The 20,329-nt window shown below is 65.3% G+C and carries 23 protein-coding genes; 9 read left to right on the top strand and 14 right to left on the bottom strand.

Features of this window, described 5'->3' with window-relative positions; translation table 11 throughout:
- Positions 1–16: 16 nt before the first annotated feature.
- Positions 17–928: a pseudouridine synthase gene (locus JOE69_RS10440; protein WP_309801256.1), complete on the top strand. Its 912-nt coding sequence runs from the start codon at positions 17–19 to the stop codon at positions 926–928.
- A gap of 46 nt (positions 929–974) precedes the next feature.
- Here JOE69_RS10440 and JOE69_RS10435 read toward each other — a convergent pair whose 3' ends face one another.
- Positions 975–1,283 carry a hypothetical protein gene (locus JOE69_RS10435; RefSeq protein ID WP_309798470.1) on the bottom strand — a complete coding sequence of 103 codons (309 nt, stop codon included), beginning with the start codon at positions 1,281–1,283 and terminating at the stop codon, positions 975–977.
- A 346-nt stretch (positions 1,284–1,629) separates the two neighbouring features.
- On the opposite strand from JOE69_RS10435, the gene JOE69_RS10430 reads away from it, so the two are divergent.
- A complete protein-coding gene (locus JOE69_RS10430) occupies positions 1,630–2,007 on the top strand; it encodes a hypothetical protein (RefSeq protein WP_309798467.1) in 378 nt (125 codons plus the stop codon).
- A gap of 475 nt (positions 2,008–2,482) precedes the next feature.
- Here the strand turns inward: JOE69_RS10430 and JOE69_RS10425 are convergent, their stop codons facing one another.
- Entirely contained in the window at positions 2,483–3,037 is a 555-nt protein-coding gene (locus tag JOE69_RS10425; RefSeq protein WP_309798465.1) for an SRPBCC domain-containing protein, read from the bottom strand.
- Complete coding sequence (locus tag JOE69_RS10420; protein ID WP_309798463.1) at positions 3,034–3,375, bottom strand: ArsR/SmtB family transcription factor; 342 nt, start codon at positions 3,373–3,375, stop codon at positions 3,034–3,036. The genes JOE69_RS10425 and JOE69_RS10420 overlap by 4 nt, the downstream gene beginning before the upstream one ends.
- 79 nt (positions 3,376–3,454) lie before the next feature.
- On the opposite strand from JOE69_RS10420, the gene JOE69_RS10415 reads away from it, so the two are divergent.
- A complete protein-coding gene (locus JOE69_RS10415; RefSeq protein ID WP_309798460.1) occupies positions 3,455–4,240 on the top strand; it encodes a DUF1684 domain-containing protein in 786 nt (261 codons plus the stop codon).
- A gap of 79 nt (positions 4,241–4,319) precedes the next feature.
- Here the strand turns inward: JOE69_RS10415 and JOE69_RS10410 are convergent, their stop codons facing one another.
- Both JOE69_RS10410 and JOE69_RS10405 read right to left on the bottom strand, forming a co-directional pair.
- Positions 4,320–5,495 carry an acyl-CoA dehydrogenase family protein gene (locus tag JOE69_RS10410; RefSeq protein WP_309798457.1) on the bottom strand — a complete coding sequence of 392 codons (1,176 nt, stop codon included), beginning with the start codon at positions 5,493–5,495 and terminating at the stop codon, positions 4,320–4,322.
- Positions 5,492–6,280: an SDR family NAD(P)-dependent oxidoreductase gene (locus JOE69_RS10405; protein WP_309798454.1), complete on the bottom strand. Its 789-nt coding sequence runs from the start codon at positions 6,278–6,280 to the stop codon at positions 5,492–5,494. Before JOE69_RS10405 ends, JOE69_RS10410 begins: the two co-directional genes overlap by 4 nt.
- 72 nt (positions 6,281–6,352) lie before the next feature.
- On the opposite strand from JOE69_RS10405, the gene JOE69_RS10400 reads away from it, so the two are divergent.
- Positions 6,353–7,429, top strand: a complete 1,077-nt coding sequence (locus tag JOE69_RS10400; RefSeq protein WP_309798451.1) for a glycoside hydrolase family 76 protein — start codon at positions 6,353–6,355, stop codon at positions 7,427–7,429.
- Here the strand turns inward: JOE69_RS10400 and JOE69_RS10395 are convergent.
- Together JOE69_RS10395 and JOE69_RS10390 are read right to left on the bottom strand one after the other, a co-directional pair.
- Positions 7,326–8,066, bottom strand: coding sequence for a phosphatase PAP2 family protein (locus tag JOE69_RS10395; RefSeq protein WP_309798449.1), 741 nt, complete (start codon positions 8,064–8,066; stop codon positions 7,326–7,328). The genes JOE69_RS10400 and JOE69_RS10395 overlap by 104 nt on opposite strands.
- A gap of 33 nt (positions 8,067–8,099) precedes the next feature.
- Complete coding sequence (locus JOE69_RS10390) at positions 8,100–8,696, bottom strand: YdeI/OmpD-associated family protein (protein WP_309798447.1); 597 nt, start codon at positions 8,694–8,696, stop codon at positions 8,100–8,102.
- Positions 8,697–8,794: 98 nt separating this feature from the next.
- On the opposite strand from JOE69_RS10390, the gene JOE69_RS10385 reads away from it, so the two are divergent.
- From JOE69_RS10385 to JOE69_RS10365, 5 genes are all read left to right on the top strand, one after another.
- Positions 8,795–8,947, top strand: a complete 153-nt coding sequence (locus JOE69_RS10385; RefSeq protein WP_309798445.1) for a ribbon-helix-helix domain-containing protein — start codon at positions 8,795–8,797, stop codon at positions 8,945–8,947.
- Positions 8,947–9,720 (top strand): VOC family protein, encoded by a 774-nt coding sequence (locus JOE69_RS10380; RefSeq protein WP_309798443.1) that lies wholly within the window; start codon positions 8,947–8,949, stop codon positions 9,718–9,720. The genes JOE69_RS10385 and JOE69_RS10380 overlap by 1 nt, the downstream gene beginning before the upstream one ends.
- On the top strand, positions 9,717–10,622 hold the full coding sequence (locus JOE69_RS10375) for a GNAT family N-acetyltransferase (protein ID WP_309798442.1): 906 nt from the start codon (positions 9,717–9,719) through the stop codon (positions 10,620–10,622). Before JOE69_RS10380 ends, JOE69_RS10375 begins: the two co-directional genes overlap by 4 nt.
- A 64-nt stretch (positions 10,623–10,686) precedes the next feature.
- Positions 10,687–11,229, top strand: coding sequence for an NUDIX hydrolase family protein (locus tag JOE69_RS10370; protein WP_296364914.1), 543 nt, complete (start codon positions 10,687–10,689; stop codon positions 11,227–11,229).
- Between the two features lie 68 nt (positions 11,230–11,297).
- Positions 11,298–11,987, top strand: a complete 690-nt coding sequence (locus JOE69_RS10365; protein ID WP_309798441.1) for an NADPH-dependent F420 reductase — start codon at positions 11,298–11,300, stop codon at positions 11,985–11,987.
- Positions 11,988–12,098: 111 nt separating this feature from the next.
- On the opposite strand, the gene JOE69_RS10360 is transcribed toward JOE69_RS10365, so the two are convergent.
- From JOE69_RS10360 to JOE69_RS10330, 7 genes are all read right to left on the bottom strand, one after another.
- Positions 12,099–12,488, bottom strand: coding sequence for an FUSC family protein (locus tag JOE69_RS10360; protein WP_309798439.1), 390 nt, complete (start codon positions 12,486–12,488; stop codon positions 12,099–12,101).
- Positions 12,467–13,006, bottom strand: coding sequence for a hypothetical protein (locus JOE69_RS10355; protein WP_309798437.1), 540 nt, complete (start codon positions 13,004–13,006; stop codon positions 12,467–12,469). Before JOE69_RS10355 ends, JOE69_RS10360 begins: the two co-directional genes overlap by 22 nt.
- 80 nt (positions 13,007–13,086) lie before the next feature.
- A complete protein-coding gene (locus JOE69_RS10350; protein ID WP_309798435.1) occupies positions 13,087–16,794 on the bottom strand; it encodes a TIGR03773 family transporter-associated surface protein in 3,708 nt (1,235 codons plus the stop codon).
- 81 nt (positions 16,795–16,875) lie between these two features.
- Positions 16,876–17,553 (bottom strand): hypothetical protein, encoded by a 678-nt coding sequence (locus JOE69_RS10345; RefSeq protein WP_309798433.1) that lies wholly within the window; start codon positions 17,551–17,553, stop codon positions 16,876–16,878.
- A complete protein-coding gene (locus JOE69_RS10340; RefSeq protein ID WP_309798431.1) occupies positions 17,550–18,527 on the bottom strand; it encodes an anchored repeat-type ABC transporter permease subunit in 978 nt (325 codons plus the stop codon). Before JOE69_RS10340 ends, JOE69_RS10345 begins: the two co-directional genes overlap by 4 nt.
- A complete protein-coding gene (locus JOE69_RS10335) occupies positions 18,524–19,327 on the bottom strand; it encodes an anchored repeat-type ABC transporter ATP-binding subunit (RefSeq protein WP_309798429.1) in 804 nt (267 codons plus the stop codon). Before JOE69_RS10335 ends, JOE69_RS10340 begins: the two co-directional genes overlap by 4 nt.
- Entirely contained in the window at positions 19,324–20,280 is a 957-nt protein-coding gene (locus JOE69_RS10330) for a choice-of-anchor M domain-containing protein (RefSeq protein ID WP_309798427.1), read from the bottom strand. The genes JOE69_RS10335 and JOE69_RS10330 overlap by 4 nt, the downstream gene beginning before the upstream one ends.
- Positions 20,281–20,329: the final 49 nt, after the last annotated feature.

Here is a 20,329-nt window from a genome sequence, read left to right as displayed (position 1 = left end):
GTAAACTCGCTTGGTGATGGAATCCCCGCTACCGGTGCGCAATGGCGTGAACGCCACCAGATTGCGGCTGCCCGATGCGGGTCCGTGGGCCACCGCCATGGACTACGTACTGGACCGCTTCGACCACGTAGACCCGCAAGGGATCATCGAACGGTTCGAGCGCGGCGAGGTGCAAGGCCTCGGCGGCGTCCCGATCACTCCCCGGACGCCGTTGGGCGAGCACACCTTCCTCTGGTACTACCGGGAACTGCCGGTGGAAACCCGGCTTCCGGTGGAATTGTCGGTGCTGCACCAGGACGACGATCTGCTGGTCGTCGACAAACCGCATTTCCTGCCCACCACACCGGGCGGCAGGTACGTGGCCGAATCGGCTCTGGTCCGGCTGCGGATCCTCTTGGAGTTGCCGGATTTGGTCCCGATCCACCGGCTGGACCGGATGACCGCCGGCGTACTGCTCTTCGCCGTGAACCCCAAAACCCGGGGCAGGTACCAGCTGCTCTTCGAGCGCCGCGAAGTGCGCAAAAGTTATCAGGCTGTGGCCCCGGTACGCCCCGACCTGTCCCTGCCGCTGACCATGCGCAGCCGGATGTTCAAATCCCGCAGCTACCTGTTGAGCCAGGAAATCCCCGGGGCCCCGAATGCCGAGACCCGGGTGGTGCTGCAGCGTTCCTGGTCCGCTCCGGCCGGGGAGCGCGGGCTGTACCGGCTGGAGCCGCACAGCGGGAAAACCCATCAGCTGCGGGTGCACATGGCCGCCCTGGGCCTGGGCATCGTGAACGATCCGTTCTACCCGGTGTTGCAGGAGGAAGCTCCGGACGACTATGCGAAACCGCTCCAATTGCTGGCCCGGCAACTCGAATTCACCGATCCGCTGAGCGGCCGCGAGGTGGCCTATACCAGCCGGCTCAGCCTGGCCGAATCGCACTGATTTCGGCGCCGGACGCCCCAGGCGTGGTGTTCCGGGAACCGGAAGCTCAGGAAACGAACAACCACTTCCCGCGCTCCCGGCGCAGCGTGGTCAGCCGACCGGTCACCGCCACCTCGTCGACCGCGGACTGCATGGCCGCCGCAGCCGCCGCAGCGCGTTGGTTTTCGTCATCGGTGCTGCTCGCCTCCACCAGGAAGCGCAACGTGATCACCGGAACGCCGGCTACCACATCGAGTGAATTCGCCTCGACCAGGTGAATGGAACCCATTGCCGCAAGCGCAGTGGCCATCACGGCTTCGGGTTTGTTCCCCGGGCGGAGCCCGGTGATCTTCAAGACCGCGCGGAAAGAAGGCACCCGAACAGCCTAGCCGGTGGCGACGACCGCCGGGCAACGGTCAAGGAACGACGTCGTTCTCGAGGACCGGCGGGCCGAAACCCAAAGGCCGATCATCGACATTCAAAGTATTCAAAGCCAGAAACTGCCTATCCCGGCAACAGATCGATGTAGTTGAGTAACCTATCCAAGATCATCATTTATGTAAAGCTTATTGATTCTCAATCGCTTTAAGCCGGGCCAAGAAAAACGCTCCCTCGATTGAAAATCCTGAATTTAATATTGAATAATTGTGACTCACAAGTCGCTATCGAGATTCTTCGAATCTTTTTCTGATGGTCTTCTACTAGATTTGAGAAGTGAATCCGTGAAATTCCTGACAAACATCCCAATTCTTATCACCGCCTTTGGGCTCCTTCTTGGCGCAGGAGTCAACCCGGCATCGGCCACCGCACCAACGGTCGACCTCGTAGCCGAGTTCAACCAGCAAATGACGCCGTTCGGGCTCAACTCGGATATCCAGCAACAAGTCGTTGGAAAGTTCGATGATCTGTCTTTTGAATCGCAGCGTCAGATCCTGGCAAAGCTCGAAGTGGATCGCGAATGGTCTTGGCAACTGCATCACGAAGTTTTACGGAAGCTTGATCTACAAGGGATCTTCGATCTCCTTGAACAAAGAAATGGGAATGACTGTCAATGGTCCCGGTATTGTGAGAACATGGCTAAACAATATCTAAGGGGATGAGAAAATGGCGACCTCTACAAACGATCTATTGAAACCAGTTCAAGCGAAAAATGCTCTCTGGCTCCTCGTCGGAACCATAATCGCCTCCGTCGCGGGACTCATCGCCCCGATCGCTTCTCTCGCTACCGGCGCACTCGGTATAGCCGCCGCACTTCTGATCCGAAAATCGAATCCAGGATCCGCACGTGGATTACTCATCGCCTCCGTCGCGATCGCCGCTCTTTCGCTTTCATTATTGGTAGGAATAACTGCCTCCTGGTACTTGACCACAAGCTAGGCACTCGAAAACTGGACGCATCATGCGCCAAATCTGGAGTTTGGTGCCAACCCTTGGTCCACGCCGTACTGGATTCGACCGGCCGAACTCAGGGCCGAATCCTTCGGCAAGCACTCAAGGGGCATGGCGTCGATCTCGAAGACCGAATCCGCTGTGCAATCCGGCAAAGATGCTGATCTCCATCCGCTCCTGGAGGACCTAGACAGCGCCCGCATCGTCGTACCGCGGCTTGAGCGCGGCCCAAGCCGGCAAATGCAGCCGGTACCAATTCGCCCAATCGATGCTGCCGCCGTCGAGCACCGAGGCCAGGTGGTCCAGGTGGACGTGCCAGCCAGCCAGATTGCTGGACAGATCGACCCTCGCCAGCTCCGGAACCGCCAAGCTGCAACTGAACCGCAATTCGGTGCCTTCGCCGCCGTCGCGCCCGGCGCCTGGCACCGGTCGCAATTCCCAGCGCAATAGCCCGTGCGCGCTGTTCTGCACCACGAACAATTGCTCCGGCTGCAGCTCGACCACCGAGCCGGTCCACCAATCCATCGGCGCTTCGCCCGGCGGGGTATTGAGCCAGCGCAGGTCCCATCGCCCGCCGGGGACCAGCTCGCCCCTGGCTTGCGCCCACCAGAGCTTGGTCTGCTCCGGATCAGTCAGCGCCCGCCACACGGCAGCCACCGGATGCGGATAGTGCCGCAGGTAGCGCAGCACCGCGGTTCCGTCGTCGGCGATTTCCAAAGTGCCCAATTTCTCGTCCATCATCGCCGCTTCGCCTTGGTGTCGGTGGCCGCCGGCCCGGCTGTTGCCTCCAGGAATTCGCCCAACGCATCCAGCTGCCCGCTCCATAGCGCCCGGATGCCGGAGAGCCAGTCGGCCAGCTCGTCGAACCGCTCGGGTTTGAGCGAATAGATCCGCTGTTGCGCCCGGGGCCTCGATTCGACGAACCCCGCTTCACGCAGGATCCGGAGGTGGCGCGAGGTGCCCGGCTGGCTCAACTCCAGTTTGGCCCCGAGCTCGCCCGCGGTTCGCGGCGAGGCCCGGAGCAGATCGACGATCCGCCGTCGCTGCGGATCGGCCAAAACATCGAAAGCATCTTGCATCACTTAAATTTACTTGGAGCTTATATAAGCGTCAATAATATATAGGAATAGCTCCCGGCGCATCGCGGTTGCGCTGAACATGACCGCTCAGTCCTGGGAAGATTTCCGTGCCGAACGCAACCGTAGCTTGCCTACGCCGCACGGCTGGCTCAGCCTCACCTCGTTGCAATGGCTGCCCGGCGAACCGGGGCCGCTCGACGGGCTTCCCGGCCGGTGGAGCGCGGCCGACGGCGTGGCCCGGGTGAGCGCGGCAGCCGCCGACGGGCTGCTTCTGGTCCGGGGCGGCAGTGCCAATCAGAACCAGGCCGTGGACGGAACCATCGAAGCCCGGCTGGCCGAAGACGAATCACTCAACTGGCTCCGTTCCGGAACCGTATTGCTGGAACTGGCGATGCGCGGCGGGGCCTATGCGATCCGCACCCGGGATGCCCAGGCTCCGGCCCTGCAGGGATTCAACGGAGTCCCGGTTTTCGATTACGGCTCGGAATTCGCGCTGACCGGCCAATTCCACCGGTTCCCGGAGGCCCAAGAACGCGACATCGCCACCGCGAATCCTCGGGTGCCCGGCAGGGCGTCGTTCATCGGCGAGGTGGTCTTCGAACTCGACGGGCAACGGCAGACCTTGCTGGCGCAAAAGAACGGCAGCGGCCTGCTGCTGAATTTCCGGGACGCCAGCAACGGCGCCGAAACCGCCGGTTGGCGGTTCTTGAGCACCGAGGCCCCCGACGCCGACAGCGAAGTGCTGCTCGACTTCAACTTTTCGCTCAACTGGCCCAGCGGCTTCAGTGCGTTCGGAACCTGCCCGCAACCGGTTCCGGAAAACACCCTTCCGGTCCGGATCGCGGCGGGCGAAAAGCTGCTCTGAGCCGCCCAAGAATCTGGGCTGCCCAAGAATCTCAACTGCGCAGTGCAATGGCGGCCGCGATTCCAGCTACGGGGATCGCTCAAACGATCGCCGAGACCCCGGTGATCGACCGCCCCACAATGAGCGTATTGATTTCGTGCGAACCTTCATAGGTGTAAATCGCCTCGGCGTCCGCGAAGCACTTGGCCATCCGGTAGTCGGTGACGATTCCGTTGCCGCCCAGGATCGAGCGTCCGGCGGCAACGGTTTCGCGCATCCGCTCGGTGGTGAAGGCCTTCGCCAACGCCACCTGGTCCATGCCCATCTGCGGCAAGGAGGTCAGCTGCGCCATCATGGCCAATGAGGCCATGGCGTTGCCGAGCATCTTCACCAGCTGCGCCTGGACCAGTTGGAAGGATGCGATCGGGCGGCCGAACTGCATCCGTTCCACCGCATACTGCCGGGCGATCTCGAAGGCGCCGAGTTGCTGGCCGACGGCCTGCCAGGACACCATCACCCGGGAGCCTTGCAACAGCACATTGGTGTCTTTGAACGAATCGATGCCCTGGAACCGGTCCGCTTCGGAAACCCGGACGCCGTCGAGCCGGATATCCGCGTTCTGTACCGTGCGCAGCGCGGTTTTGTGTTCGATTTTCTGCCGGCTGACCCCCGGCAATTCCGCATTCAGGATGAACCCGCGCATGGCACCGTCTTCGGTGTCCCGAGCCCAGATCAGCATGTGATCGCAAAATGTCCCATTGCCGATCCAACGCTTGGTGCCGTTGAGCACCCACTCCTCGCCGTCCCGGCGGGCTGTCGTCGTCATCCCGCCGGCCACGTCGGAGCCGTGCTCCGGCTCGGTGAGCGCAAAGGCTCCAGTGCTGCGCAGCGCCAGGGCATCGGCCAGATAACGCGAACGCTGCTCGTCATTGCCGAACAAATACAGCGACTCCACGAACAAGTCGTGGTGCACCAGGAAGAACGTGGCCAACGAAGTGTCCACCTTGGTGATCTCGGCGATGACCAATCCGGCGAACAGCGGGCTGTAGCCCTGCTGGATCGCGGTGGAAAGCCCCAGCTTGGCCAGTTCCGGCAGGATATGCGCCGGGAATTCGGCGTCGTTCCACCATTGGACGCAATACGGGGTGACATGTTCGGCGAGGAAGTTCCGCAGTTGCACCAGCTTCTGCTTCTCGAAGCCGGTCAGTCCGGATTCGAACTGGTAGAAGTCCACCTCGGGCAAGCCGAGCACGGGCTCGGCATGGCCTGGGATCATTTGGGCTGCATCCGGATCGCACCGTCGAGCCGGATGGTCTCGCCGTTGAGCATCGCATTGGCCACGATGTGCTCCACGAGTGCCGCGTACTCGTCCGGCTGGCCCAAACGCGAGGGGTGCGGAATCTGCTGCGCGAGCGAATCCTGCGCGGCCTGCGGCAGCCCGGCCACCATCGGAGTGCCGAAAATCCCGGGGGCGATAGTCATCACCCGGATCAGCGAACGGGCGAATTCCCGGGCCAGCGGCAGGGTCATCGCGGCAACCGCACCCTTCGAGGCCGAATACGCCGGCTGCCCGATCTGCCCGTCGAAGGCTGCCACCGAGGCAGTGTTGACGATCACGCCGCGTTCGGCGGTATCGAACTCGCCCAGCACCGGCTCGCTCTCCGCCATCGCAGCGGCGGCCAAGCGCAGCACATTGAAGGTGCCGACCAGGTTCACCTGGATCACCCGGTTGAACGCCGCCAGCGGCAATACGCCTTCTTTGCCCAGGACTTTTCCAGGTGTGCCGATCCCGGCGCAGTTGACCACGACACGCAACGGAGCGATCGCCACGGCCGCATCGACGGCGGCTTGGACTTGGGTTTCATCGGTGACGTCGGCAGCTGCGAAAACGGCGCTCCCGGGGCGGGCGGCATCGAGTTCCGCGGCGAAATCCGCGCCGTTCGAACCGGGCAGGTCGACGATCACGACCGCCGCGCCACGGGCGTGCAGACGGCGAGCGGTAGCGGCACCCAGCCCGGACGCGCCGCCGGTGATCAATGCAGTGGCGTTCTTCAGTTCCACGTTCTTCTCCTCGTCGAGTTCCGTTAATGCATCCTAACTGAAATCGACCCTGCCGGGGCTTAGAGTGTCCGTATGAGCGCGGAAACCACGGCTGATGCATGGGCACAACGGGCGACGGTGGCTGAGACCGCGGTCAACACCCGGTTCGGCCGCCGGCCGTTCGGCCTTCCCGGCACCTGGCTGGCCAAGATCTCCACCGCCCCGGCGAAGAAGACCGAGTGGCACTATTGGTGGCAGGCGCACTACCTGGACTGCCTGGTCGACGCCGCCTGGCGCCGGAACCAGCACCGCGAACCGGTGGATCTGGGCCTGGCCCGCGCGCTGCTCCGCGGCATCCGGTTGCGCAATTTCCTGATCCTGGTGAACAGCTTCTACGACGACATGGCCTGGCTCGCACTGGCTGTCGGCCGGGGGCAGACCCTCTCCGAACAAGCCTTGGGCCGGGCCTTTCCCGGTGCCCGGTCGGCGCGCCGGGTACTGGGCCGGCAACTGCGCAAAGCCTTCACCGACGACTTGGGCGGCGGCCTGTTCTGGTCCAAAAAACGCGATTTCAAAAACACCCCGGTCAACGGCCCCGCGGCACTGTACTTCGCCCGCGACGGGGAAGCCGAGCAGGCGCAACACATTCTGGATTGGTTGGACGGCAACCTCTGGGATGCCGAAAAGCAGTTGTACATCGACGGAATCCACTTGCGGCCCACCGGGCCCGAGCGCGAGGAAACCGTCTGGACCTACAACCAGGGCCCGGTGCTCGGCGCATTCTGCGCGCTGCCGAGCGCACTCAACCTCGCCCGCGCCGTCCAGCTGATCGACGGCGTCGAGCGCGAGCTGAGCCGCGGCGAGCACGGCGGCGCGGTCCTGCTGCACGGCGAAGGCGACAGTGGACTGTTCACCGGGATCCTGATCCGGTATTTGGGCGTTGCGGCCCGGAATGCGCAGCTGCCCGACGAAACCCGGGAAGCAGCCCGCCGGATGGTCTTCGGAACCGCCGAGGCGGTCTGGGCCACCCGGTCGGCAGACGGCGTGTTCAGCAAAGAGCTCGGCCTCAGCGCGGAGCAGGCGTATCCCCCGGGGGCTGCAGTCGGGCTGTCGACGCAGCTTCAGGCGTGGATGATCCTGGAGACGGCACACCAGCTCGCCTCGGCTTGAACGCATCGGCGGCCAGCAGCAGGGCCACGATCGACAACGACAAGGACAGTCCGGCCAGCACATCGGTCAACCAATGATGGCCCAGGTAGAGCCGGCTGTAGGACACCGAGAAGGCGCCCAGCACGGCCACTGAGCACCACAACACCCAGACCCGGGCACCGGAGCGCCGGCTGATCAGCAAGTAGGCCAAGCCGATGAAAAAAACCCCGGCGGCGAGCGCATGCCCCGAAGGGAACGAAAACGAAGTGCTGATGCCGAACAGCATGTCCCGGGCCGGCGGCCGCGGCCGGCCGATCGCCAGTTTCACGAAGGTGCTGGTCAAGGCCACCAGCCCCATCGAAAGCGCCAAAAGCATCGGCCGCCAGACTTCCTTTTTCAGCAGTCCCCAACTCAGCGCGAGCCCGATCACGATCACGGTGAACCACAAAGGGTTGGCAAGCGTGGTGATCACGCCGAGCACACCGGTCAGCAGCGGAATCCGCTCGCCGAGCAACCAGGAGAGCAAGGGTTGGTCAACGGCAACCAGGCCAGTGCCGCGATCGACCATGTTCCAGAGCAGGAAGAAACCGCAGAGGCCGACGATGAAGAGTAGGGTCGCCCAGATCAGCAAGGTCCGGCGGCTGGCATTGGAAGGCATCCGCCTATTTTGCCCGATGCCGCTGAGCAGTTGCTATGCTTCCGGCTTCTGCTTTTGCGGGTAGGGCGCTTCGTGCCGGGCCAGCATCTGCACGAAGGCCTCGATTCTGCGCTTCCGACCGAGGTCGGTTTTGAGCTGGCTGAGCCGGAAATACAGTGCGAAACGGTTCTGCGTATTGAGCACGTCGAGCATTTGCTGGGCTTCGGGCACCAAGGCCACCGCAGCCAGCAGATCCTGCGGCAGTTCGGCATCGGACTGCCGCTGGTAGGCCTGTGCCCAGCGCCCGTCGTCCTTCGCGGCCTGGACCGCGAGCCGCCCGGCCGGTTGCATCAGCCCCCGGGCTTCCAAATCCGCGATGTGCTCGGTGTTCTTGATCGACCAGATGCTCTTCTTGGTGCGCGGCGTCCAGCGTTGGAAGAAGCTCTCCGCATCGCGCCGTTTGACCTGGCCGTCGATCCAACCGAAGCACAAGGCGTGTTCCAAAGCCGTGGCATAGTCCAGCTCGGTGGCCGAACCGCCCTTTTTGTGCAACGCCAGCCAGACCCCGGGGCGGTCCGCGTGGTGCTCGGCCAGCCAGGCACGCCATTCGACTGCATCTTTGAGCAAGAGTTCGGGCAGATCCACAGGCATTCCGCCAGATTACCCCGCAACGGGTCATGATTGAGCAGAATTCCTGGCAACGAGTGGTCCGCTGAATTCCAGAAAGCTAACTTGCTAGCATTCTAGACATGCCCGATGCCAAGACCCAGTTCAATGTCTATTTGCCGCCGGAGTTGGTCCGCGAGGTCAAGCGCCGCGGCATCGACGAGGGAATCAGCTTGTCCGCTCTGGTGGAGAAAGCCCTCCGCCGTTACCTCGAGTCAGCCGAAGGAGTTTCTTGATGCTGCGGGCCCGTCCCATCCATTTCACCTCCCGAGTGGAGGCCTTCCTGCCGATCTTCGACCTCCTGGGCTTGGCCTCCGGCTATCCGGACGAGGATTGGTACGAGTTCGACGCCGGTTCCGGGCGGATCGCGCTGCACCTCGCGGGCCCGGGCACCCCGCACGATGGCACCACCTGCCTGGGCTTCGAAGCGCGCGATCTGGACGTGTTCGCCGAACAGACCATGCAGGCCGGCAGCAAAGCCGAGACCGTGGATCTGGACCACGGCCGGGCGGTCCGGGTCACCGGATGCGACGGCCTGGAGTTCGTGGTCGACCGCGCCGAACGTCTGGAGACGGATCTCGCCGCGGACCCGAGGCTGTCCGTGAACATGATCTGGCTGACGCCGGACGTGGCCGGAGCCAGCCAGGACTTGCGCAATATCGGCGCCCGGTGGGAATCCAGCTCGGTCGACGGCCGGATCAGCGGCTTCAGCGCCAAGAACGGCGGCCGGATCCTGGCGCACTTCGCCGATGAACCAGCACACGGCGGCCTGGGCTTCGGCTACGACGGCGATTTGGAAGAGTTGCTGGACAAGTTCCTCGCCGCGGGCATCGGCGCGCACATCATCGACGAAAACTACGGACGCACGCTGCACGTACCGAATCCGGATTTCGCCGACGTCCCGCACAACCCCACCGGCCCGACCATCTGGATCAACGAAGAGAACCAGGGCGACGGCTACGGATATCTCGACCACCGGAGCACTACCGCTGAGGAACCCCGAGGATGACCGCAATCGACCATTGGCTGCCGAGTTGGGCTGCCGAACCGCTCTCCGGCCCGGACCTGCTCCGGGTGCACGGCCCGGACGGCAACGCCGTCGGCCGCGTCGAATTCACCGCGGACGGCCCGCACGACGAATCCGCGCTGTGGGAGCCCTTGCGTCAATCGACCCTGGAGGTGCGGCTCGACGGCCGGGATCCGGTTCCCGTGCTGGGCGGGTTGCTCGATCAGTGGATTGCCGGCGCAGCCGGAACGCTGGTCGCCGGAGATCATGATTCCGCGCGCAACCTGATCGTGCCGAGCCGCGATCTGCGCTTCGTCAATCCGCTGCTGGCCCGCGGCTTCGCCCCGGTGACCACCCTGGCGGCCCGGCCCGCCGGGACCATCGCCGCCGGCGGCCCGGCCGTCGTCGGGCCGGGTCCGGCCGTCGTCCGGACCGCGCGACCCGAGGACCTTGACGCGATCGGCGCCATGCTGGGCCGCCTGCAGGGCTTCGACCAGCACTTCGGGTCCGCCACCGAGCGGGCCGGGGCAGCGGAAACCCTGCTCGGATCGTTCCGCGGCAAGTTCGACCGGAATCCGGACTGGACACTGGTTTTGGCAGCCGGAGGATCGTTGCAGGGTTTCGCCCAAGTGGATCCGCCCGAGCAGGCCGGCTGGGTGCACCGGATGAGCTCGGCCGGCGACCGTGCCGGCTATTTCGGTTATCTGTTCGTCGAGCCTGGGCTGCGGAGCCGCGGGGCCGGCGCTGCCCTGGCCGCGCGGGCACATCAGATCCTCGATGCCGCCGGAGTGCCGCTCACCCTGCTTCACCAGGCCAGCAACAATCCGTACGCGACACCGTTCTGGGCCCGGCAAGGGTACCGGCCGTTGTGGAGCACCTGGAAGCGCCGTCCTGGATTCCAGTGATCCAGATCGCGGGCTTCTGCGATGCGATGCCACCGATCCCGCGCGGATCGGGTAGAACTGAAGCATGAGCGTTCGCACTCCCGACCCCAATCCAGGCTGGCTCTCCGAAGAGGACTTGTACGAGGCCCGCGGCCGACTGCCGATGATCTACGTCGAGGCAGTGCCGGTCCGGCTGGATCCCTTGGGCTATGTCAACGAGGTCGGCCTGTTGCTCCAGGCCGACGACGACGCCAGCATGATCCGCTCCTTGGTTTCCGGCCGGGTGCTCTACCGGGAAACCATCCGGGCCGCGTTGATGCGGCACATCGAAAAGGACCTCGGCCCACTGGCCCTGCCGCAACTCCCGCTCAGCCCGGTGCCGTTCACCGTCGCCGAATACTTCCCGGCACCGTCGCAGACCGGCTTCACCGACGAACGGCAGCACGCGGTCTCCCTGGCCTACGTGATCCCGGTGACCGGCGAATGCTCGCCGCGCCAAGATGCTTTGGAACTCACCTGGATGAGCCCCTACGAGGTGCTCAGCCCCATGGTGCAGGCCGAATTCGACGGCGGTCGCGGCGAATTGGTGAAGCAAGCCCTGGCATTTGCCGGCTTCAACCCGGCCTGATCACAGGGACGTCACCCGCGGAGCCCGCCTGCCGGGAATACTGCGCCCGAACGCGTTGCTCAGCCAGTATGACGAAAATCGGATTCATCGGTAGTGGAAATGTCGGCAAAGCAGTGGCGAAATTGGCGGTGGACGCCGGCAACGAAGTCCTGATGAGCAATTCGCGCGGGCCGGAATCACTCGGCGAGACGGTTGCCTGGCTGGGCGACAATGCGTCAGCCGGAACGGTATCCGAGGTCGCGGCCCAGGCTGACCTGGTGCTGGTGTCCATCCCGTTGAATAAAATCGATTCGCTTCCGGCAGAGCAGCTGCGGGGCAAAATCGTGATCGACGCCAACAACTATTACCCGGACCGGGACGGCCGGATCCCGGATCTGGAAGAAGAGACCTCGACCACCAGCGAACTCTTGCAGGACGTGCTTCCGGAGTCGTCCGTGGTGAAAGCCCTGAACCACATTTACGCTTCCGAAGTGCTCGAGCAGGTGCGGCCCGAATCCGGCGCGGCCCGGGCGCTCATCGTGGCGGGCGACGATCCCGACAGCAAGTCCGTAGTGGCCGGCCATCTTGGGAGCTGGGGCTTCGACGTCCTGGACCTCGGCCCGCTCAGCGAAGGCTGGCGGATCCAGCGGGATACTCCCGGCTACGTGGCCAACCTGGATCTGGCAGGACTCCAGGAAGCGGTGGCCAAGGCCAAGCGCTACGCCGATATGTCGCCGTCCGAATTGAGTGGCGGGGTTCCCGCGGCGGGAGACCTCTGAGCCCTTGCGCCTGAGATAGCGTGCTGTCTTTGGGTTAGCCGGTTGTCCGGCATCCGGCTAACCCAAAGACATCTGGCTATCCGAAACCGGGCGCTGAAGCCGAAAAGCCCGTCAGTTCCGTTGGACTTGGTTTTTCAACCGGCGCAGGGTCGGCTCGTGGATCGACCAGGCCACCAGCAAGCCGGCCAGCACGCCGAGCAGAGTCTCCAAGGCACGATCGGTGATCAGACTGCCCGGGGTTGCCCCCGGCACCAGATTCATCATGGTCAAGGCCAACGGCGTGATGAAGAGCATCGCCAATCCGTATTGCCGCACGATCAGGAATTCCGCCATGAATTGCAGCGCCACAAGGAGCAGCAATACTTGCCAGGGTTGCATCTGGAACTGCGACAGGGCCCAGAAAATCAGCAGGCCGCCGAAAGTGCCGACCACCCGGTGCACACCGCGGACCATGCGCCCCCAACGGTCCGCGCCCATCATCACGACTGCGGCGCTGACCATCGCCCAGTAGCTGTGCCCCAGCCCCAACAGGGTCGAGACCGCGCCGGCCAATGCCACCGCCAGTAGATAGCGCAGCGCTTGCATGCCCAGGTGGCGCCCATCGATCGGCCGAACTGCCGCGGCCGTCTGCCAGGGACGGTCCCCGGGCTGTGGCTGATCGCCGCGAAGGCGAAGATCGCGAAGAACCCGCCGACTGGGCCGAATCGGAGCAAGGTGGCGAGCACCGTCGCCGCCGCTGCGGCGAGCGCGGTCAACAGCACCAAGGTCCAAGGCCCCGGAGCCAGCCGGCCCAGCCAAAGCGCCACGAATACGGTGGCCAACATGATCAACGCTGCTTGGCTCTGTTGGAAAAGCCGCTCGCGGTAGCCCGACATCCGGCCGTAGACTCCGGAAAATGCGCCGAATACCGCGTACAGGGACAAGTCGGGCCGGTCCAGAATCAGCAGGACCAGCAAGGGCACGGCGATTCCGACGGCGGCCCGCAGCGCGGGGAAGTGGTCCGCCCGGTACGGTCCCATCCGGAAAAAGTCACCGAACCGGCCCACCGCGCACCCCCCCTTTTGAAGCGCCGGCGGCAGCATCCGCCGGCGCTCCAACTCTATCGTTTGCGCAACACCCAGAACGCTCCGCCGGTGCCCAGCCCGGTGCCGAGCAGCAGCACCCCGCCCATGATCAAGCCCCAGACCCAAGCCGGCCACCCGGCACCGGAGGCGCCGTCGACGGGCAAGGCCGCAGCATTCATCCCGCTGCCCGGCGCTCCGTCTGCCGGCACCGGCGACGCGGCGGCAGCCGGCACTGCTGCAGCGCACGGCGCAGCGCCGGCGTCTGCGGCCGGAGTCGGCTCGCCTACCTGCACCGTGAGCACCTGGGTGTCGCTGACGCTCTGCCCGGACGCCAAGACCGCGCGCTGCGTCATGGTCAACCGGTAAAGCCCCGGAGCGCTGAACGACCAGTTCCCGTGCGCGTGCGTATTGAGCGGGATCCGATAGGAACCTCCGGCGTCGAGCACGGGGATCGGCGACCCGAAGGCGCTGAGTTCGAAAACGTGCACCTGGCCCGGGCCGGAGACCGCGTCCAGCGACCAGTCGACCGGGCCGGAGACCTCCTGCGGAGCCAGCGATTCGGTATTCCAACCCAGCCAGACCAGCCCCGGGCGCTGGGTCTGCGGAATCTGGTACACCGTAGTTCCGGCCGGACCCAGGAATCCGAAGGCTCCGCCCGGGGCCGAAATCGCCGCTTCCGGCTTGACCTTGATCACGGTACTGCCCGGCTCGTGCCAGGTCACCGCACCAGTGGTGCCGTCCTTGATCTGCGAACGGAACTTGCCGTCCACCAGCCGGGAAGCGAAGTCCACGTGCCCTTGGTCGAGCACGGCGGATCCGGGCGCCGGTCCGGTGGATGAGCCTGCGCCGGGCACCGGGCAGACCGGAGCCGGAGCCGTCCGATTACCGGTAGGAACGTGGCCCGGCGCCTCGGCCGCGCTTTTGATCTGGTCGGGCAACCCATGCACCTGTTCCCCGTCGAAGCACCTCGCCGGATCGACCGTGCCCGGGTCGACCTCCTCGCCGACCACCCAGGCCACCGTGAAATCGCTGCTCTGACCGTCGGCCGCGCTGCGCTGGAACGCGGTGCAATAGACCCCGGGCGCGGAGAACACCCAGGAACCGTGTTGGTGCACACCGGCCGGGATCGTGAACCGGTTGATTCCGGCGGCGGAGTTGAATTTGATTTCCGGTTGCGCCAATTCGCCCAACTGGTACATCGCGAAATCACCGGGCGCTGGCCCCGCGCCCACGGTGCCGAGCCGGGTCAAGGTCCAATCGATGGCGCCGAGCTGCGGGACCTCCTCGGTGGACCAGCCGGGCCAGAGCAGACCCGGCTCCTGGGTCTGCCCCAGAACATAGACCTCGGAACCCGGTGCGCCGAGGAAGCCGAAGCTGGAACCGCCCCGGATGGTCCGCTTGGCCGGGTTCTTCGCCTGCAACACGGTTTTGGCCGGATCCCGGTAGACCACTTGGCCTTGCGAGGAGTCCTTGATTTCGGTGCGCAAACCATGCGCGCCCAAGCGGCTGGCCAAGTCGATGTGCCCTTCGGCGAGCACGCTCACGCCGGTCGGCCGGTCAGCGCCGCCGGGTTGCTTTCCGGGTTTGGCGACGTCGCCCGGCTTGCTGGCGGAGCCGCCGTCGGCACACGGTTTGATCGCCGAGCGGTCCAGGTACCCGGGTGTTCCGGGAGTCTCCGAGCCGACGGCGAAGGTCAGCATGCTGCTGGATCGCACCGGCTGCACGCTGCCCAGCGGTTGCGCGTCGATGGTCAAGGGCACGCAGTAGACGCCGGGCTGGTCGAAGGACCAACGCCAGCCATCAGCCCGGCTTTGCCCGGCAAACAGGGTTTGGCCGAGCGAATCGGCGGGATTGCTGGAAAGCAGTGCGCTGCTGCCGTTGAGCAGTTGGACGGTGCCAGGACCCTGGACCTGGCCGAAGGACACGGTCAGGAGGCCACTGAGCGCACCCGGGGCGATCCGACCCGAATCGAATACCAGGGCCGGCGACGATTCGCTGTCATTGGCGTCGATCAGGTATTTCCCGCCGGAGTACAAAGTGGCGGAAACCACGAGTTCGCCCGGCGCAGCATCCCGGGCCGGGAGATTGCTGGCAGCCTGGTACCGGGCATTCAAGCCACCGCTTTTCACGTCGACGGTGGGTTCCAGGCGGAGCATCCCGGAGCGCAGTACCGGGCCCACCGGCGCCTGGTTCGGTGCAGCCCGGTCATGGGAGAGCAGGCTGAGCCCGGCCGTGCCGCCGACCCGATCGCACGGGACCTGCGCCGCGGCCTGGCCCGGATCACCCACCCAAATGGTCAACTGCGCACTATCCCGGACCCAGTCGCCGGCCGAGCGCAGGGCCTTGGCCTGGAACGCGAGGCAATATTTCCCGGGTTGCGTGAAGCTCCAGGTGAAGTGCTTGTGGCTGGCGGCAGCGATCGGCAGGCTCTGCGGCATGCCCTGCCGGGTATCGAAATAGACCGCATCCGGACGCAGCCGGTCGGCGACCGCATCATCGTAGAACATCGCGAAGTTTCCGCCGGCCGGGCCGGAGACCTCGGTCAAGGTAGCGTCCTGGAATCCGAAGGCCAAGTCCGACGGCGAGAAATCCTCGCCGCTGAAGCCGGGCCAAACGTAGTGCTCGGGATCCGGTTCGCCCTGGCCGAAATACCAGTACTTGCTGCCCGGTGCGCCGACCACGCTGAAGTCCCGGCCGGGGTCCGGAGTCGGGACGCTGCCGGAACGGACGCCGGTCAGCACCAGGTCTTGGAACGGCACGCGTTGCTGCGAATTCGCGATCTGCAACTGCAACGACTTCCCGTCGCCGCTCAACGGTGCCCGCACGTCGAGGTGACCGGCACGCACGACGGTGGCCGGTTTAGCCGGGTCTCCCGGGTCAGGGTTTCCCGGGTCAGGGTTTCCGGGGTCGGGGTTTCCGGTGGCGCAACTGAGCGGCTTGGCGGGCAAGTCCCCCACGTAAACCGTGTACCGGCCCGAGGCGGTCAGCATCCCGCCCTGTTTGGTCTTCAGCGCTTGGCTGATGGTCAAGCAGTACCGTCCCGGCACGGTGAATTCGGTGCTGAGCGATGAGGTGACGCCGAACAGGGCCGGCTCGGAGCCGCCCGGTGCCGACCCGTTCAGCAACGAACTGTCCAATGAAACCGGGCCAGTGGCCCCTTTCCCGGTCAGCACGGCCTTGCCGCCGGCCGGCGTGCTCGCTTCGAGCAGCGCGAACACGTTTGCCGCATTGGTGCCGGTGAAATCCCGGGTGCTTTCCCCGCGCGCATTGAGCTCGGAGGACGGCTTCCCGGCTCCTCTGCTCACCAAGGTGCCCGCGCCGATCAACAACCGGCCGGAACCGGAGTATTCCGAGCCGGTCTCCGCGGAACCGAGCACTGTTCCGGCGGCGAGGTAGTTTTCGGTGGCCGGAGTGCCGAATCCGCCCTGCGGCAGCCGGTCCGCGGCGGCCAGGTGCAAAATCGCCTGTTCCGCCGGAATGAAGGTCTGCTTGCTGAAATCCTTGCCGCCATCGGCGTCGGACCAGGCCCCTTGGGTGAGCGCGATCCCGGCCCGGAACGACTCGACCCGCCCCGGATTGCCGTCGAAGGCCTTGGCCAGTGGTGCGATCTGGGCGTAGCCGGAGTCGATCACCGTGGGCGGCGGGCTGTCTGCCCGAGCCGATACGGCAGCCGCCAGTTGCCCGGGGACAACGGCCGCTCCGATCAGGAGCAGGGATGCGAGCAGAGCAGAGCGGATTTTCACGGGATGCTTTCCGACGTCGGTGAACGGGCCGGTTGCGGGGCCGGACGGCAGGTCCGGCCCCGCAACCGCATGGAGGGCTGATTACTTGGTGACGAACTTCACGGTGATCGGGCTGGAAGCACCGACCTTGTTCTCCGGGTTGCTTGCCGAAATGGTCACCAGGTAGGTGCCTTTGGCGCTGAAGGTCCACTTCGGGTGCGCATGGAACGCTTCGTCCTCATTGGCTTTGAGCGCCGCGGTGTAGCTGTTGCCCGAGGTCACGACGCCGGTGCTGGCCGGAAAGTCCAGGCGCACCGTGCCCGGGTTGCCGGCCGCCGGGACGACCGTGAACTTCACATGGTCGCCAGCCGACAGTTTGTTGTACAGGCCCTGCTCTCCGGACGCTTCACCGGGGGCTTCGTTGCCGGAACCAGCGAACCCGGTGAACAGCTCGTTGCCGGTTTGCGTGGCCGGGATGATCCAGTTGCCGCCTTCCTTCTTGCTGACGTCGAACTCGACGTCGCCGACCTGTGCCGCGGTGTAATAGTTCCCGTGGAACTCGTCGTTGGTGCCCAGGACCAGGTTCTTGCCGTTGGCGCTGATCGACGCCCGGGCGATGTCGATGTGTCCTTCGGAGATCACGGCGGTGGCCGCCTGGGCCGGTGCGCCGACCGCCAGGCTCAGTGCCGCGATGCCGGCGAAGACGGTGCTGGCCAAACCGGTCCGGAAGAACTTCTGCTTGCTGGGTGTGGCGGATTCAAAGGTTTTGCTGATAGTCACAATGCGCTCTTTCTAGCGTCGGAGTTGCGAGGTTGTTGAGAATGATTCTCAACAACCTCATCCTGGTTCAGATCCAGTGCAATGTCAAAGGCGGGGCCTCCGCCGCCGGATTCCGGGACTTTCTTCGTCGCAGTCAGCCGGCCCAAGAGGCCGTGCTTCGGTGCGAACAGCCAAGCCAGGACGAACAGCGAGGTGGCCACCAACACGATCGTGCCGCCCACCGGGAGGTCCAAGCTCCAGGAGATGTACAACCCGATCAATGCCGAAGCCGCGCCGATCAACGGGGCGATCAGCATCATCAGGCCCATCCGGTCAGTCAGCAGCCGGGCCGCCGCCGCCGGGGTGATCAACAAAGCCAGCACCAGGATGTTCCCGATCGTCTGCAAGGAAAGCACGACGGCGATCGTCACCAGGACGTAAAGCGCCATGTCGAGCCAGAGCACCGGCAGGCCCACGGACCTGGCCATCTCCCGGTCCACGCTCACCGCGACGAATTCCTTGTAGAACACCGCGACGATCAACAGCAGCACCGCGCCGCCGATGCCGACGGTCCAGACGTCCTCGGCCGGGATGCCGGTGATCGAACCGAACAGGAACGACTCCAACGAGCCGGCGTAGCCCGGAGCCCGCGAGATCACGATGATGCCCAGCGCGAAAGCCGCGGCGAAAATCACGCCGATCAGACTGTCCTCCTTGAGTCGTCGGTTCTGCGAAAAGAGCGCCACCAGGACCGCGGTGAGCACACCGGCAGCGGCTCCGCCGAGCATCAGATTCCCTTGCAGCACGAAAGCCACGGCAAGGCCCGGGAAGACCGCGTGGGATACCGCGTCGCCGATGAACGCCATGCCGCGCAGCACCACGAAGGAACCGATCACCCCGCAGATCACCGAGGAGAACAAGGAGACCAGCAAGGCCTTGGGCAAGAAGCTGAGCGTGGGGTTGCCCAGGTCATTGAGGAAATCCAGCGGACTCATGCGATCCCCCGCGGATCGCCGGCCGGGCTTGCCGCCACATCCGCGGCAACGCCGGGAAGCAGCACTCTCGCGCCGAACAGCCGGCGCCAATGCACCGAGTTCAAAACCTCGGCCGGCTCGCCGTCGATCAGAATCCGCCGGTCCAGGAGGCAGAGCCTGCTGCATTCCAGGGCCGCGCTGTAGAGATCGTGCGTGGTCATCACAATGGCCCGGCCCTCTGCCGCCAACTCGGCGAACAGCCCGGTGAGCAGCTCCTGGGTCGGCACGTCCAACCCGGTGAACGGCTCATCCAGGAGCAGCAGCTCGGGATTGAGCGCCAGCGCCCGGGCGACCAACACCCGCTGGCGCTGCCCACCGGAGAGCTCGCCGACCGGCCGCTTGGCCAAATCGGCCAGCCGGACCCTGTCGATCGCCTCGTGCACCGCCCGGAAATCCGTGACCCCCGGGCGGCGGAACCAACCGATTCTGGCCACCCGACCAGTCATCACGGCGTTTTCAATGCTGATCGGGAAGTCCCAGGAAAACTCGTGCCGCTGCGGCACATATCCGACCAGATCCCGGGCCTTGCCGATCGGCCGCCCGGAGACCGCCACCGAACCGGACCGCTTGAGCAGGCCGAGCACCGCCCGGAGCATCGTAGTTTTGCCGGCGCCGTTCGGGCCGAGCAGGCCCACCATTTCACCGGCGGCGACGCGCAGATCCACCCCGTCGACGACCCTGCGGCCGGCCAACTCCACGTGCAGGCCGCGGATCGCCAAGACCTCATCCACCGGAGTCCCCGCTCCGGACCGCCGGTTCATCGTTGCTGCCCCAGCTTCGCAACGGCTTCCACCTCGGATTTGGCCCGCCGGCTGGAAACGATCGAGCGCAGCAAGCCGATGAGCAGCCCGGCAAGCAACAGCGCCAGGAGCACCCCGCCGGCGGCCCACAGCAACTGGCCGCCGGCCGGATCTGCCGACCCGGCCGGCACGGCAGCCGGGCTACTCGCCAGAGCCAGCTGGGCGAACCCCGGCTCCGGGTCCGTGGCCGAGCCTACTGCGAAACGGAGCACCTGCTTGCTCGATGCGGTGCTCCCGTCGGTGAGCTCGGCAGTGAACTCCACGGACAAGAAATAGATGCCCGGGGTGCTGAACACCCAGTTGGCATGGGTGTGCGCGTTCGCATCCATGAACACGTCCTGCTGGCCGGTTCTGCGCGAATCCCAGAGCACTTGCGGTTGGCCCAGATTTCCGCTTTGCAGATACATCATCACCGTGCCTGGACCCTGCACTCCGGTCAGGCTCAACCGGGCCTGGCGCTTGATCGCGGTGATCACCTGCGGGTCCTGGGTATTCCAACCGGCCCAGACCACGCCCTGCTGCTGGGTCTGCGGCACCACATAGACCTCACTGCCCGGCGTCGCGCCCAGGAAGGCATAGCTCGGATCGTCCGGGACCACCTGCTTCGCGGCATCCGCCACTTTGAGCACGACGTCGGGCAGGTTCCGCCACACCGGCTGCGGCCCGGAAGAATCATGGATTTGAATGAGCCAATTCCCGGTTCCGCCCTGGCCCGCAGCCGTGCCGTCGAAGCGCGGACCGATGTCGACATGGCCCTGCTCGATCACCGCGCGCCCGGCGACCGCCGGCTCCTGGGCAGAAATGGTCTGGTCGAGGTCCCCGGCCGGACGGATCGAAGGAATCGAGCCGGACCGGCCGGTGGCGAACGGGGCGAGGGCCAGACTCCCGGCGAGGAGGAGGGCGAGCAGTTTCATGGGACAGCTTTCTAGGTTGCGGACGGGTATCGGCGGGCCGGGATTCCGA

The organism is Arthrobacter russicus, assembly GCF_031454135.1.
GTDB lineage: Bacteria > Actinomycetota > Actinomycetes > Actinomycetales > Micrococcaceae > Renibacterium > Renibacterium russicum.
The sequence above is the reverse complement of the archived record's forward strand: the minus strand, read 5'-3'. Positions and strand labels throughout refer to the sequence as shown.